The 13481-nt window shown below is 70.8% G+C and carries 16 protein-coding genes; 6 read left to right on the forward strand and 10 right to left on the reverse strand.

All coding sequences use genetic code 11. From position 1 onward, the window contains the following. The coding region (locus BLV39_RS36970; RefSeq protein WP_425304725.1) for a phosphate ABC transporter ATP-binding protein at positions 1-309 on the forward strand (309 nt) is incomplete at its 5' end. Here the strand turns inward: BLV39_RS36970 and BLV39_RS36975 are convergent. Beyond that, positions 306-773 carry a YkgB family protein gene (locus BLV39_RS36975; protein ID WP_090802946.1) on the reverse strand — a complete coding sequence of 156 codons (468 nt, stop codon included), beginning with the start codon at positions 771-773 and terminating at the stop codon, positions 306-308. The two genes, BLV39_RS36970 and BLV39_RS36975, sit on opposite strands and share 4 nt — an antisense overlap. 77 nt (positions 774-850) lie before the next feature. On the opposite strand from BLV39_RS36975, the gene BLV39_RS36980 reads away from it, so the two are divergent. Beyond that, positions 851-2584 carry an FAD-dependent oxidoreductase gene (locus tag BLV39_RS36980; RefSeq protein ID WP_090802949.1) on the forward strand — a complete coding sequence of 578 codons (1734 nt, stop codon included), beginning with the start codon at positions 851-853 and terminating at the stop codon, positions 2582-2584. Here BLV39_RS36980 and BLV39_RS36985 read toward each other — a convergent pair. Genes BLV39_RS36985 through BLV39_RS37010 form a run of 6 tightly spaced genes read right to left on the reverse strand, consistent with a single transcriptional unit; the run spans position 2544 to position 7509 of the window. Then, positions 2544-3491: a hypothetical protein gene (locus tag BLV39_RS36985; protein WP_090802951.1), complete on the reverse strand. Its 948-nt coding sequence runs from the start codon at positions 3489-3491 to the stop codon at positions 2544-2546. The genes BLV39_RS36980 and BLV39_RS36985 overlap by 41 nt on opposite strands. Then, positions 3479-3979 carry a hypothetical protein gene (locus BLV39_RS36990; RefSeq protein WP_090802953.1) on the reverse strand — a complete coding sequence of 167 codons (501 nt, stop codon included), beginning with the start codon at positions 3977-3979 and terminating at the stop codon, positions 3479-3481. Before BLV39_RS36990 ends, BLV39_RS36985 begins: the two co-directional genes overlap by 13 nt. A gap of 3 nt (positions 3980-3982) precedes the next feature. Beyond that, entirely contained in the window at positions 3983-5149 is a 1167-nt protein-coding gene (locus tag BLV39_RS36995) for a macrolide family glycosyltransferase (protein ID WP_090802955.1), read from the reverse strand. Then, complete coding sequence (locus tag BLV39_RS37000) at positions 5146-5994, reverse strand: patatin-like phospholipase family protein (RefSeq protein ID WP_090802958.1); 849 nt, start codon at positions 5992-5994, stop codon at positions 5146-5148. The genes BLV39_RS36995 and BLV39_RS37000 overlap by 4 nt, the downstream gene beginning before the upstream one ends. 10 nt (positions 5995-6004) lie before the next feature. Beyond that, on the reverse strand, positions 6005-6868 hold the full coding sequence (locus tag BLV39_RS37005; protein WP_090802961.1) for an aldo/keto reductase: 864 nt from the start codon (positions 6866-6868) through the stop codon (positions 6005-6007). 14 nt (positions 6869-6882) lie between these two features. Then, positions 6883-7509, reverse strand: coding sequence for a TetR/AcrR family transcriptional regulator (locus tag BLV39_RS37010; protein WP_090802963.1), 627 nt, complete (start codon positions 7507-7509; stop codon positions 6883-6885). Between the two features lie 102 nt (positions 7510-7611). On the opposite strand from BLV39_RS37010, the gene BLV39_RS37015 reads away from it, so the two are divergent. Further along, positions 7612-7887 carry a hypothetical protein gene (locus BLV39_RS37015; RefSeq protein WP_090802964.1) on the forward strand — a complete coding sequence of 92 codons (276 nt, stop codon included), beginning with the start codon at positions 7612-7614 and terminating at the stop codon, positions 7885-7887. Between the two features lie 147 nt (positions 7888-8034). On the opposite strand, the gene BLV39_RS37020 is transcribed toward BLV39_RS37015, so the two are convergent. Together BLV39_RS37020 and BLV39_RS37025 are read right to left on the reverse strand one after the other, a co-directional pair. Further along, positions 8035-8439 carry a GNAT family N-acetyltransferase gene (locus BLV39_RS37020; RefSeq protein WP_239084104.1) on the reverse strand — a complete coding sequence of 135 codons (405 nt, stop codon included), beginning with the start codon at positions 8437-8439 and terminating at the stop codon, positions 8035-8037. Between the two features lies 1 nt (position 8440). Then, a complete protein-coding gene (locus tag BLV39_RS37025; protein ID WP_090802967.1) occupies positions 8441-9007 on the reverse strand; it encodes a TetR/AcrR family transcriptional regulator in 567 nt (188 codons plus the stop codon). 89 nt (positions 9008-9096) lie between these two features. On the opposite strand from BLV39_RS37025, the gene BLV39_RS37030 reads away from it, so the two are divergent. Continuing rightward, positions 9097-10491 carry an MFS transporter gene (locus tag BLV39_RS37030; protein WP_090802970.1) on the forward strand — a complete coding sequence of 465 codons (1395 nt, stop codon included), beginning with the start codon at positions 9097-9099 and terminating at the stop codon, positions 10489-10491. A 169-nt stretch (positions 10492-10660) separates the two neighbouring features. Here the strand turns inward: BLV39_RS37030 and BLV39_RS37035 are convergent, their stop codons facing one another. Beyond that, on the reverse strand, positions 10661-11479 hold the full coding sequence (locus BLV39_RS37035; RefSeq protein ID WP_090802972.1) for an MBL fold metallo-hydrolase: 819 nt from the start codon (positions 11477-11479) through the stop codon (positions 10661-10663). A gap of 187 nt (positions 11480-11666) precedes the next feature. Here BLV39_RS37035 and lepB point away from each other — a divergent pair, with 187 nt between their 5' ends. Both lepB and BLV39_RS37045 read left to right on the forward strand, forming a co-directional pair. Beyond that, positions 11667-12203: a signal peptidase I gene (gene lepB / locus BLV39_RS37040; RefSeq protein ID WP_176985273.1), complete on the forward strand. Its 537-nt coding sequence runs from the start codon at positions 11667-11669 to the stop codon at positions 12201-12203. Between the two features lie 300 nt (positions 12204-12503). Next, positions 12504-13391 (forward strand): fructose bisphosphate aldolase, encoded by an 888-nt coding sequence (locus BLV39_RS37045; protein ID WP_090802975.1) that lies wholly within the window; start codon positions 12504-12506, stop codon positions 13389-13391. The last annotated feature ends 90 nt before the right edge of the window (positions 13392-13481 follow it).

Raw genomic sequence — 13481 nt, forward strand, 5'->3', positions numbered from 1 at the left:
TTGTGCATCGCGCGGACGATCGCGGTGGAGCCGCAGGTCGTGCTGATGGACGAGCCGTGCTCGGCGCTGGACCCGATCTCGACGCTGGCGATCGAAGACCTGATGTTCCAACTGAAGGATCTGTACACGATCATCATCGTGACCCACAACATGCAGCAGGCCGCCCGGGTGTCAGACCGGACGGCGTTCTTCTCGATCGAGGAGACCGGCGACCCGGGCCGCCTCATCGAGTACGACACCACGCAGCGGATCTTCAACAACCCGAGCGAGAAGAAGACCGAGGACTACATCACCGGCCGCTTCGGCTAACGGAAGCCCGCCGCCCGCAACGAGTCGGCGGTGGTGAGCAGGCAGGCGCCGAGGAGCACGCCGTCCTTCAGGAGGGCCTCGCCCAGCACCGAGAGCTGCGGCACGCCGTGTCCCTCGCGCCAGGCCTCCGGTGTGGTGACCAGGAAGCTGAGCGTGCCGACCATCATTCCCGCCGCGCCGAGGCTGCCGAGCGCCGAAGCCCGTGGTGCCAACGGTTTCGCCGCGATCAGTGCGCCCAGCGCGACCTGCGAGATGGCGACGATGCGGCCGAGCTTGCGCGCGCCGAGCTTGCGGCGCAGTCCCGCGGTGAGCGGACTTCCGGTGACCAGCGGCTCCGCGTTCTGGATCTCGTACTCCGTGAACTTGAGCCCGCCGACCCACACGAACACCGTCGCGAGGCCGTAGCGCATGACGGGTATGCCCACTGACGTCAGGACGCCGACGGGCGTGAGTCCTGTGCGCATGATTGGCCCCGTTTCCGCCCGGCAATGCCGGTCTGACCGACTCCGGTTCACCGCAACTTGAGCCTAGCGTTGGACGCATGTCGGAGCGTTCGGAACGTCGCCTGTCCACGTCCGTCCTCGTGATCGGCACCGGCGGGTCCGGGCTGCGGGCGGCCATCGAGCTGGCCGAGCGCGGGGTCGACGTGCTCGTCCTCGGCAAGCGTCCGCGACTCGACGCACACACCACGTTGGCCGCCGGCGGGATCAACGCGGCGCTCGGCACGATGGACCCGCAGGACAGTTGGCAGCAGCACGCCGCGGACACCGTCAAGGAGAGCTACCTGCTGGCCGACCCGCGCACGGTGGAGATCGTGACGCAGGGCGCCGCCGCGGGCATCCACGACCTGGAACGCTACGGAATGGCGTTCGCCCGCGAGGACGACGGCCGCGTCTCGCAACGCTTCTTCGGCGCGCACACGTACCGCCGCACGGCTTTCGCGGGCGACTACACGGGTCTGGAGATCCAGCGGGCGCTCGTGCGGCGGGCGACGGAGCTCAACGTCCGGATCCTCGACACCGTGTACGTCACCCGCCTGCTCGTCCACGACAACACGGTCTTCGGCGCGTACGGCTTTGATGTGGGCGACGGCACCCGCGCCGTGGTGCACGCCGACGCGGTGATCCTGGCGACCGGCGGGCACACCCGGATCTGGCGGCGCACCTCGTCGCGGCGGGACGAGAACACCGGTGACTCCTTCCGGCTCGCGGTGGCGGCCGGCGCGCGCCTGCGCGACCCGGAACTGGTGCAGTTCCACCCGTCGGGCATCCTCGAGCCCGAGAACGCGGCCGGGACACTGGTCTCCGAGGCCGCCCGGGGCGAGGGCGGAATCCTGCGCAACGCGTCGGGTGAACGGTTCATGGAACGCTACGACCCGGAGCGGATGGAACTGTCCACACGCGACCGCGTGGCACTGGCCGAGTACACCGAGATCATGGCGGGTCGTGGCACTCCGAACGGCGGCGTCTGGCTCGACGTGTCGCACCTGCCGCGCGAGACCATCATGCGGCGCCTGCCGAGGGTCTACCAGATGATGTTGGAGATCCAGATGCTCGACATCACCGCCGGCCCGATCGAGATCGCCCCGACGGCGCATTACTCGATGGGCGGAGTATGGGTCCGGCCGGAGGACCACAGCACCGACGTCGCCGGCCTCTACGCGGTCGGTGAGGCGGCCAGCGGGCTGCACGGCGCGAACCGGCTCGGCGGCAACTCCCTCTCCGAACTGCTCGTCTACGGCCGCATCGTCGGTGCGGCGGCGGCCGCGTACTCCGCCGGCCTTGACGCACAGCGTCGCTCCCGGGACGCCGTCGCCGAGGCCCGCGCCGAGGTCGACGACCTGCTCGCGGCGGACGGCCACGAGAACGTCCGCGCCCTGCAGCGGGCGGTCCGCGACACGATGACGGCGTACGCCGGAGTGGTCCGCGACGAGCCCGGACTGCGGGCCGGCCTCGCCGAGCTCGACGCGATCGAGGACCGCATGCAGGACGTGGGCATCCATCCGGACATCGCCGGCTTCCAGGACCTCGCGCACGCCTTCGACCTCAAGTCATCGGCGCTCGCCGCGCGGGCCACGTTGGCGGCGGCGCTGGAGCGGCGCGAGACCCGGGGGTGCCACAACCGCAGCGACTACCCGGACCTCGATCCCGCGCTGCGGGTCAACCTCGTCTGGTCGCCGGCGACGGGCGTCGTCCAGGAGGAGATTCCGCCGGTGCCCACCGAGATCGCCGAGCTCATGACCGAAGTGTCGAGTGTAGGGAAACTGGTGGAGTGACGCCGGCGCGGACCAACGAGATCACCGTGTCGGCGGTGTGGTCGAGGTGGGTGCGCCCGTCGGGCAGCGTGGCGGCCGGGCTGATGTAGCTGTTCGGGCCGATGTGGGTGGCCGGGTCCAGCCGGTGCACGGTGACCTTGCCGCTGCGTTCGGCCTGGTTCCACGGGCTCCGGCGAAACAGCCGCCACCGCTGCGGGAAGATCCGGGTGCCGAGGCGTTCGATCCAGTCGGCGTCGCTGGTGAGCCGGTGGAGGTGGGTCGCGTGGGTGAGGTCGTTGGCGCCGTTGTGGAACCCGCCGAGGTTGATGAGCTGGAGCGGGCAGCGTAGCTGCGCCCACAGCTCCTCGACCGCGCCGGTGGCGACCTGGGCGCCGCCGCTGTAGCTGAGCAGCACGACCGGGATGCCGCTGTCGCGCTGGTAACCCGCGAGTCGGAGCTGGGTGGCGATCTGTGAGCCGACCGCCCGGTTGTAGAGCGGGCGGTACCGGTGGTCGGCGGCGATGAAGATCTGCATCACGTTGTGCAGGAACAGCAGCAACCCGACGTGCCGGCGCAACCAGATCCACACTGGACGTTCGGCCAGGGCATAGGCCAAGGGGGAGTACGGCTGCACCTGGCCCAGCACCCGCAGCTCCGGCGCCGCCGCGATGATGGCCTTGACCAGCCGGCCGCCGTCGCGGGTGTCGCGGTAGTGGCGTTTGCCGATGCCGTCCAGATAGACGAGGTACGCCGCCGGCGGCGCGTCGGGCTCCGCACCCCGGGCGTGGGGGATGCGGGTGCGGAGCCCGCCGGTGGGCGCGCGCCAGCCGGCGGCGTAGGCCAGCACCTCGTGCCGGGCCAGCAGCGCCTCGGCCAGCAGGACCGGCCCGAGCACGCAGAGCAGCAGCAGGAGCGTCAGGCCGGCCATGTCAGTGCCTCCCGGGCCGGTGCCGTGTTGAGCCAGGCGGCCAGACGGCGGACCACCTCGACGGTGACGCCGAGGCCGACTCCGGCGACGGCAACGCAGCCCGCGGCGGTCCACCAGCCCAGCCCGACGAGCGGGGCGAGCGCGGTGGTCAGGCCGGCGCCCACTCCCACGAAGAGCGCCAGGTGCAGGAACGGCCCGAGCAACGGGAACGCGAGCACCGCGGCGAGCAGCAGCGGGGCGACCAGCCCTGGTGACCAGACCAGCGCCGCTCCGTCTTCCGTTCCGGGCGGCAGGATCAGCATGGCGACGGCCCAGGCCGACAGGGGCCAGAGCGCGAACACCGCCGCTTCGACGACGGCGCCGGCGGTGATGAGCCCGATCGCCCGGGTGCGGGACACACCGGACCGTGCCGCCACCACGGGCAGGACGCGCCCGACGGCCTCGGACAGCCCGGCGAGCAGGAGGAGGATGACGACGAAGGGTGACATGGGTCAGCCCCACACCGACTCGAGCTCGTCGGCTGCCCGCTGATAGCCGCCCGCCGCGCGCTGGGCGGCCCGCAGTTGGTCGGCGGCCGCCCGGAACCGGGGCTCGTAGAGCAGGCGTTGGGCGAGCTCGCGTACGACCAGCACCTCGACCTCCTCGGTCCGGATCGTCAGGCCCGCACCGAGCTCGACGACCCGGGCCGCCACCAGCGGCTGTTCGGCGCCCTGCGGGACGACCAGCATCGGGACGCCGGCGTGCATGGCCTCGTTGACGCTGTTCATCCCGCCGTGGGTGACGAACAGCGACGCGCGTTCCAGCACCTCGAGCTGGGGCACGGTGCGGCGGGCGAGCACGTTGGCCGGCAGCGGTCCGAGCGCCGCGGGATCGGTCTGCCCGGTGGAGACGACCACGGTGCCGGCCAGCGGGGACAGGGCGGTGGCGAGGCTGCGCAGCAGGCGCGGCTCGGCGTTGAACACGGTGCCGAGGGAGGCGTACACCACCGGCTCTTTGAGGTCGTCGATCGGGAACGACGGATCGGGCCGGCGGGCGCCGATGCTCGGTCCGACGAACCGGAACGACGCGTCGAAGTTCTCGGCGCCGAGCTGGAACTCCCGCGACGTGTAGACCAGGTTGAGCGGCTCGGCGATGTTGCCGAGGTCGAGCAGGGGCAGCCCGCGCGCGTCGAAGCGGCGGTGCAGGTCCCATTGCGAGCGCAGGAAGGCGCGCAGCGTACGAGGCCGGGCCGCGGCCAGCAGTCCCCACGACCCGCGGGTGGGGCTCGGCACCTGACGGTTGAAGGCGAACGTGGTGAACGAGGACACCGCGGGCACACCGAGCTCGCGGGCGGCGATCGCGCCCCACAGGCAGGCGGCGTCGTGGACGATCAGATCGGGCCGGGTACGCCGCAGGTCCGTCAGCACCGTGGGCAGCACGGCGACGGCGGTCTGCGCCAACCCCGCGAGCAGGGTGGCCGGGGTCGGCGGGTCGGGGAGCGGCTGGTCGCCGCCGGGGTAGAGGCACAGGGTCGCGCCGGCGGCCGTGACCTCCGCGCCGAACGAGGGCGAGGTGTGGTACGTGACGGATTGTCCACGTCGGACAAGCTCGGCCACGACCGGCAGCGTCGGGTTGACCCGACCGTGCATGGGGATGTTGACGAACGCGATGGTGCTCATGAAGCCTCCTCCGTCCGGTACAGGTGGGGACCGCTGACCCGCAGCCGATCCAGAAACCGTCCGGCCGTGGCGGACGCGGTGTCGATCAGCCGCTGCGACTGGTCGAAGTCCCACGGCGCGGGCCAGGCGTCGACGCCGGTCGGCAGGACGACGGTCGGAATCTGCTGGGACACCTCGAGCAGGTCCCGCTCGATCTGGTTGCGCAGCATCAGCAGCCCGGCCCGGGCGGCGATCGCGTCGGCCCGGCGACGCGGCGCGATCCTTTGCAGCGGACCGCTTTCCGGACCGGTCGACAGCACCACCACGCTGGCCGCACCGGCCTGGCGCGCGGCGCGCACCGGGACGTACGCCGTCACGCCGCCGTCGACCAGGATCCGGCCGTCGCGGGTGACCGGTGGCAGCACGCCGGGGATGGCGGTGCTGGCCAGCAATGCCGACTCGAGGTCGCCGTGGTCGAGCAGCGCCTGCTCGCCGGTGACCAGGTCCATCGCGACGGCCGTGAAGGGGATCGCGAGTCGCTCGATCCGGTCTGGCAGCCCGGCCCGGGCGATCAGGCGGCGCAGGCCGCGGTCGGCGAAGACGCTGGCCCGCGAGGGCGGGTAGCCGAACGGGAACACCTCGCGGCGCCGCAGCCGGGTCCACACCTGTTCCAGCCACGGTGCCGCGCGGTCGGGGTGGGCGGCGGCGATCGCCCCGGTCAGCGCGCCCACCGAGGTCCCGATGATCAGGTCCGGGACGAAACCACGCCGCTCCAACGCGTGGCCGACGCCGACGTGCGCGGCGCCGAGCACGCCACCGCCGCCGAGAGCGACGGCCACGGGGCGGGGCAGGTCGTGCAGTCCCATAGTCCCCTCCTCAGGTCACGTCGAGCGCCGCGCCCTGGATGTTCAGGGCTCCCGCGGCGGCGTTGGCCGCCAGGTGCTCGGGTTTGCCGGTGCCGGGGATGAGCAGCACGTGCGGGGCGTGCTGGAGCAACCAGGCGAGGCCGACCTGGGCGGGGGTGGAGCCCAGGTCGGCGGCTGCGGCGCGCACGGCCGGCGCGTCGGTCACCTTCGGCAGGCCGGGGGTGGCGCCGCCGAGCGGGTAGAAGGGCACCCACGCGATGCCCTCGGCCAGGCAGAGCTCGAGCAGGTCCTCGTGCTCGCGGTGCAGCAGGCTGTAGGCATTCTGGACGGACGCGATGCCGGCCGGGATGGCCCGCTTGAGCCCGTCGAGGTCCACGGCGCTCAGCCCGATCGCCCCGACCGTGCCCTCGTCGCGCATCGCCACGAGCGCCGCGAGCTGGTCCTCGAGGTCGACCACCTGGTCGCCGTCGAGCGGCATCCGGGCGCCGACGTCGAACCGTCGCAGGTACACGAGGGGCAGTTGGTCGACGCCGAGGCTGCGCAGGTTGTCCTGGATGCTGGCCCGCAGCTCGTCGGGCCGCTGGGCGGGACGCATCGGGAAGCGGCCACCCGGGTCGGGGTCGATGCCGACCTTGGTCGCCACGACGACGCTGTCGGTGGGCCGCAGCGCGTCACGGACCACGCCGTTGACGAAGCCGGCGGCGTAGACGTGTGCGGTGTCGACATGGTCGACGCCGAGGTCGAAGGCGCGGCGCAACAGCGCGACCGCGGCGGGCCGGTCGTCGCGCAGGCGGGCGAGCTGCATGGCTCCGTACCCGATGCGGGAAACGTCGTGTCCGGCGAGACGGCCGATGCCGCCTGGGCGTGTCTGCATGTGGTGCTCCTAGATCAACTGATTGCTTCGATGGCCGCGTGATCGATGGCGTCGGGCGCACCGAGCGCGGCGCGGACGAGGTGCGCCTGGTAGGCGGCGACGAGCTGGTCGGCCAGCCGTGCCGCCCGGGGGCCGGCCTCGGACGGTGCGTAGTCCTTGGCGGAGACCAGCCACTGCTCGCAGCTCGCCCGGAACAGGCCACGAATCCGATCGATCATCGCGACCACGACGTCGTGTATGGCGGGGTCGGTCGTGGCCTCACCCCAGGCCTGGAGGGCAACGCGCGCCTCGTCGCGGTCGGTCGCGGCGGCGAGGTGGACGATCACCTGCGCGGGGCTGGGCGGTTGGGCGCGGGAGGCGTACTCGGCCAGGATCGCGGCCCGTCGGTCCATCACGTCCTGGACGACAGCGAGGACGATCTCGGCCTTGCTGCTGTAGTGCGCGTAGATCGACCCGGCCGAAAGCCCCGACTCGGCGGTGATCTCCGCGACGGAGGTGCGCTCCATGCCATTGCGCACGAAGCAACGCCGAGCGGCCTGCACGATCTGATCGCGCCGCAACTGACTACGAGCCTCGGTCAACTTAGGCACGGCGACCCACTCTCGGTTGGCAAACAGAACGGTCCCTCCGTAAGCGAGCATACAAACAAAATGGCCATCCTGTTAGTGGCACCAGTCACACAGGCTCGATCGCGCTGTGGAGATGGCCCGCGCCGCGCCGCATGACGGGTGAGTTGACGTTTGGTGCGGATCGTCGTCGACGGGGTGGGAGTCTGCGCCCGGCGGCGTACGTGTTCTGGCACGTACGCACATGCCGGGACACGTAGGCCGCCCGGGAACACCCGGCCGGATGGGTTCGGCCTGCGTTTCGCGACGGCCAACAGCGACGGTTCGGAGCGGCCGAACCCGGAGATCGTCGACGGCAGCCCGGCGGCCATCACCCTGATCGACGTTATCGACCGGCGGTCCATCATGGACGGTGGCGGAGCCAGGTCATCGGCCCGGCTCGCTGCCTACTAGTGGAGGGCGCGTTGGCCACCCGTGACGCCGCGAACGAGGTCAGAGCCGACCTGCGGCTTCGGCGGCAGGCCGCTTCCGGCGCCAGTCGCACGGACCTGCGCGTGATGGCCTTACTCGCACTGCCCGCGCTGCCCTGGGAAGGGCGGGTTACAGCACCAGCGCCATGCCGACTGACTCCGGTGCGGTTTCCGTGAAGCCGAACTTCTCGTAGAGGTGGCGGGCGTCGCCGTCGGCGATGAGGGAGACGTAGGCCGTGCTGGGGGCGCGGTCACGTAGCTCCTGGATCAGGGACGACATGATGGTCTTGCCGACTCCGCGGCCCTGGTGCTCGGGGAGCACGCACACGTCGACGATCTGGAAGGCGGTGCCACCGTCGCCGATGACGCGGCCCATTCCGATCGGCTGGTCGTCGAGGTGGACCACGACCGCGTGCCAGGTGCCGGGCAGTCCGGCGGCCGCGGCGGCCGGTGACTTCGGAGTCATCCCGGCGCCGACGCGCAGGGCGCGATAGACCTCGGGCGACGGCGTCTCGTGTCGTATGACGTAGGTCAACTCAGGCCTCCAGCATCGACGAAATGGTGGCGGTGACCACGCCCGCGGCCTCAGCGGTCTTCAGCCGGCCGGCGCGGATCTCCTCGGCGGCGCCGTGCAGCAGGTACTGGACCGCGTTGACCAGCCAGGCCGTCGGCAGATCGGTGCGGAACACGCCCTGCCGCTGACCGCGCCGGATGAGCTCCTCCATCCGGTCGGCCGCGCCGGCGTGCAGCTCGCGGACCCGCCCCTCCGGCAGCACCTTCTGCGCCGCGACGAGCAGGGCGGCGGACTCGCTGACCAGGGACCAGCTCGACTCGAGCAGCCGGGTCAGCGCGTCGTGGGCGTCGCCGGACAGGTCGAGGCCGCCCAGTGTCTCTTCGCCGGAGCGCAGGGCGTCCGCGATCGCGGCTTCGACGAGTTCCGGGCGGGTGCGGAAGTGCCCGTACAGCGTCATTCGCCCGACGCCCGCGGCTTTGGCGATGTCGTCGACGGTGGCGTCCGGGTCGGCGCTCAGGGCTTCGCGGGCTGCGGCCACGATCCGGGCGATGCTGCGCTCGGCGTCGGCCCTCCGGCGGGGGCGCGTCATGAACGAACACTAGCTCGTATGGGCATGTACGAGCTAACCTGGCCACTGAACTCGTACATGAGAGTACGAATTAAGGTGGGAGGCCGTCGATGACTACCGACGAGAGACGCGACACCGAGGTGGCGCACGAGGCACCGCATCCCGCGCGCTGGCGGATCCTGGGCTTCCTCGGCATCGCCCAGCTCATGCTGATCCTCGACGTGACCGTGGTGGCCATCGCGTTGCCACACATGGAGACCGACCTGCACCTGAGCCGGGCGGCGCTGACCTGGACCGTCAGCGCGTACACCCTGACGTTCGGCGGCCTGATGCTGCTCGGCGGCCGGATCGCCGACCTGGTCGGCGCCAAACGCGTGGTGCTCGCCGGCCTGCTGATCTTCACCGCGGCTTCCCTGGTCACCGGTCTGGCCGGCTCGGCCACGATGCTCCTGGCCGGTCGCGTCGCACAGGGCGCGGGCGCGGCGTTGCTGTCCCCGGCGGCGCTGTCCCTGGTAGTCACCCTGTTCGGCGGCGAGGAACGCAACAAGGCACTCGGGGTGTGGTCCGCGTTGGGAGGCGGCGGAGCGGCCCTCGGCGTGCTCCTCGGTGGGCTGATCACCGCCGGCCCCGGTTGGCCATGGGTCTTCTACGTCAACGTCCCCATTGGACTGGTGATCGTCGCCCTGCTCGCGCGGATGTTGCCGAGCCGCACCCAGGCCGCGCCCCGGACCGGGCTGGACGTGCTGGGCGCCGTCCTGGTGACAGGCTCGTCGGCGGCCGTCATCTACGCGCTGATCCGGGCCGGCGACACAGGCTGGTTCACGGCCACCACCGGATGGCTGTTGCTGCTGGCGGCCATCGGGTACGTGGCGTTCGTGACCTGGCAGCGCAAAGCCCGGTCACCGCTGATGGACGTCGCGCTGCTCGCCCGCCGCCCGGTGGCGACCGGAACGTTCCTCATCCTGGTCGCGACCGCACTGATGATCGCGGTCTTCTTCCTCGGCACGTTCTACTTCCAACACGCACGGGGGTACGGAGCCATGCGCACCGGGCTCCTCTTCCTCCCCGTCGCCCTCGCCACCATCCTGGGCGCGCACACCACCGGTCAGCTCATCGCCAGGGTCGGCGCCCGTGCGCTCGCGGTGGCGGGGTTGGCGGTCGCGGCCGTGGGCCTCGCCGTGCCGGCGTTGACGATGAACCCCGTCGCGGTGGTCGCCGGTGTCGCGCTGGGTGCGGCCGGGACCGGTGCCATCTTCGTCGTCGCCTCGGCCACCGCGCTCGGGCACGTAGCGCCGCACGAGGCCGGGGTCGCGTCCGGCATCGTCAGCACGTTCCACGAGTTCGGCGCGTCGTTGGGCGCCGCGGTCGTCTCCAGCGTCGCCGCCGCCAGCCTCGTCGGAGACACCCTGACGGGATTCGAGGACGGCTTCACCGTCGCCGCGATCGCCGCCGCGGTGGCCGCCGTCGTCGCGGGCGTTCTGACACCCCGTCGGCAGACCGACTGACGTCGTCGGCCCTGGAGCGGGTCCTGCCGATCAACGCGGTCCTCCGTCTGGCGGTGAAGCCGGCGTTGGTCGGCAGGATTGTCCTGGGCACCGACGGTCCGGTCGTCAGGGCAGTTCGGATCGTTCGGCGAGGCGCTCCGATTTGTCCTGGGCGTCGACGGCTCGGCCGTCAGGGCAGTTCGCATCGTTCGGCGAGGCGCTTGACTTGTCCGTTGTGGACATCGGTCACCCATTCCCAGCCGGGCTTGGCCGATGGGCCGATCCGCGGGTCGTCGGGCATCTGGCCGTCGCGCAGGGCGAGCACGTACGCCCGATCGCGCTCGATCCGTGCCTGTAGCTCGTCGGCTCCGCCGACTGACCCGTGGCCGGGGACGACGACATCGACGTCGCCCGCCACGTCCTCCAACAGCCGCAGCGCCGCGAGGTAGTCCTCGACGGGATCACCGGCGCAGTCCAGGTCGAGCATCGGGATCAGGATGTCGGAGAGCATGTCGCCTGCGACGAGAACACCGCTCTCTTCCACGAGCAGCGCCGCGTGGCCCGGTGCGTGCGCCTGATGCTCGATGATCCGGACGTGCGGGCCGTCCCACGGAACCCGTGCCGTTTCGGCGGGCAGCGCGGTGATCAGGCCGTAGAGGTCGAGCGGGACGTGCTCAGCGATGCCCGTCGGCTCCAGGTGCTCGGTGATGCGGGCCTTCGCCTCCGGATCGGACAGCTCCTCCTGGAGGGTGGCCGCGCAGCGGGGCGTGCCGTAGCGAGGGGCCGAGCCGAAGTCGGCATGCCAGAGCGCGTGATCCCAATGTGGATGCGTGGAGAAGGCCGCCAGCACGGTCTGGCCTGAGAGGTCGTTAGCCAGGCAGACCATTTCGTGGCTCTGCAGCCCGGGGTCGACGAGCAGCACGCCGGCGCGGCCTTGCACGACAATGGCGTTGCTCTGCAAGAACTCGCTCTGGTGGACCAGCGCACGATCCGCGACCTGCCTCAGCACGGGTCAGCCTCCCATAGTGATTGCGATCTGCAACCACTCTACGCGGCGCAGGGTGCCCGCGCTGTTCGCGATGCTCGTCCGGCACCTGGGTAGCCGCCTCGCCGTACCCGCGCCATTACCGGGTGGAGCGCTGACCTCAACCCCTGCCGGCCACACGTCGCCTGTGTGTTCTGACAGGATCGGCCGGATGAGGAGACTGCTGTCGCTGTCGGTCGTCGTCGTGGTGGCTGCGACGAGTGGATGTTCGGGCGCCGCGACAGCAGGCGCGAGCCAGCCCACTGAGCGGTTCACCCAAGGCGGCGTCAGCATGGAGCCGACCGTCAAGTCCGGACAGGTCGTCACCGTCCAGGCTGTCGACGGCGGGTACCGTCCGCGGCACGGCGACATCGTCCTGTTCCGACCCAGCGGCGGGAAATGGGGCAACCGCGAGACGTCGTTCCTCAAGCGGGTCATCGCGGTGGGCGGCGAGACCGTCGGCTGCTGTGACCCGTCCGGGAAGGTGACGGTCAACGGCGCGCCGCTGGACGAGCCGTACGTCGCGGACGACGCGCCACTCGATTCGCCGCCGAACCCGGACGTGTGCGACTCGCGCCGGTTCGGCCCGATCGAGGTGCCGAAGGACGCCGTCTTCGTGATGGGAGACAACCGCGCGAGGTCGAACGACTCCCGGTGCGCGGGGCCGATACCAGCGACATCGGTGACGGCCATCGCGACCAGCCAGTAGTTTCGCGACCGCGAACAGGAAGCGGCGGTCGCTGCGGGCACGCTGCCGCGCGACGAGACGCACGCCGTCGAGCTGTGGCGGCCGTTGACGCCGTTCTCGAGGCGTTGCCTGGGCTCCCCTCTTGGCTGCCGCTTCGGTCGCAGTTCCCACCGCGGCCGCCATTCGTTGAGGCGGAGTCGAAAGACGCCAGCGCAACTGGCGATGTCGTGACCCGCGCGCTTGAACCTCGGACCGGCAGAACCCCCGCCGGTGTGCGAGGCGGCCACGTGAAGTTCGCCCATCGGTGGGTATCAACCAGGCATGGAGAAGGCCTGGACCGAGAGGATGAGCGGCGGTACGGGCTTCGTCGCCGCTCTTGACCAGAGTGGCGGGAGTACACCGAAGGCGCTGGCGATGTACGGCGTGCCTGAGTCGGCGTACTCCTCCGATCAAGAGATGTTCGACCTGATGCACGAGTTCCGGAGTCGGTTGATCACCGCGCCGGGGTTCACCGGTGAGCGCATTCTGGGCGCGATCCTGTTCGAGCAGACGATGGATCGGGACATTGAAGGCACGCCCGCGCCGCGATACCTGTGGGAACAGAAGAGCGTCGTTCCGTTCGTCAAGGTCGACGAGGGGCTGGCCCCCGAGGCCGACGGAGTGCGGCTGATGAAGCCGTTCACCAAGTTGCCCGCCGTGCTCGAACGGGCGGTGGAGCGGCAGGTGTTCGGCACGAAGATGCGGTCGTTCATCAGCCGCGCCGACGCCGGTGGCATCGCCGCCATCTTGGACCAGCAGTTCGCGTACGCGCGGCAGATCCTCGACGCCGGCCTCGTGCCGATCCTTGAGCCGGAGGTCGACATCGAAAGCCCGGAGAAGGCGCGGTCCGAGCAGTTGCTCAAGCAGGGTTTCATCGACCGCCTGGGTGACGTGCCCGACGGGCAGCGGGTCATGTTGAAGCTGTCGATCCCGACCGAGGACGACCTCTACCTCGACCTGATCCGGCATCCGAAGGTGCTGCGAGTGGTCGCTCTCTCCGGCGGCTACTCCCGGGAGGAGGCTGTCACCCGGCTCGCGCGCAACCACCGGTTGATCGCCAGCTTCTCGCGGGCCTTCACGGAGGGCCTGGAGCGCGACCAGGACGACGAGGTGTTCGACCGGATCCTCGACACGTCGATCGCCGAGATCTACGCGGCCTCCACGACCTAATTGTCACCGTGAGTAATTGAACGGCAACACGCGGTGCTCGGCTAATGGGATCTTGATTCTTCGTACCCCATGATCATGGTGTTTCTGCAG

It is taken from the genome of Asanoa ishikariensis, assembly GCF_900107455.1.
Taxonomy (GTDB): Bacteria; Actinomycetota; Actinomycetes; order Mycobacteriales; family Micromonosporaceae; genus Asanoa; species Asanoa ishikariensis.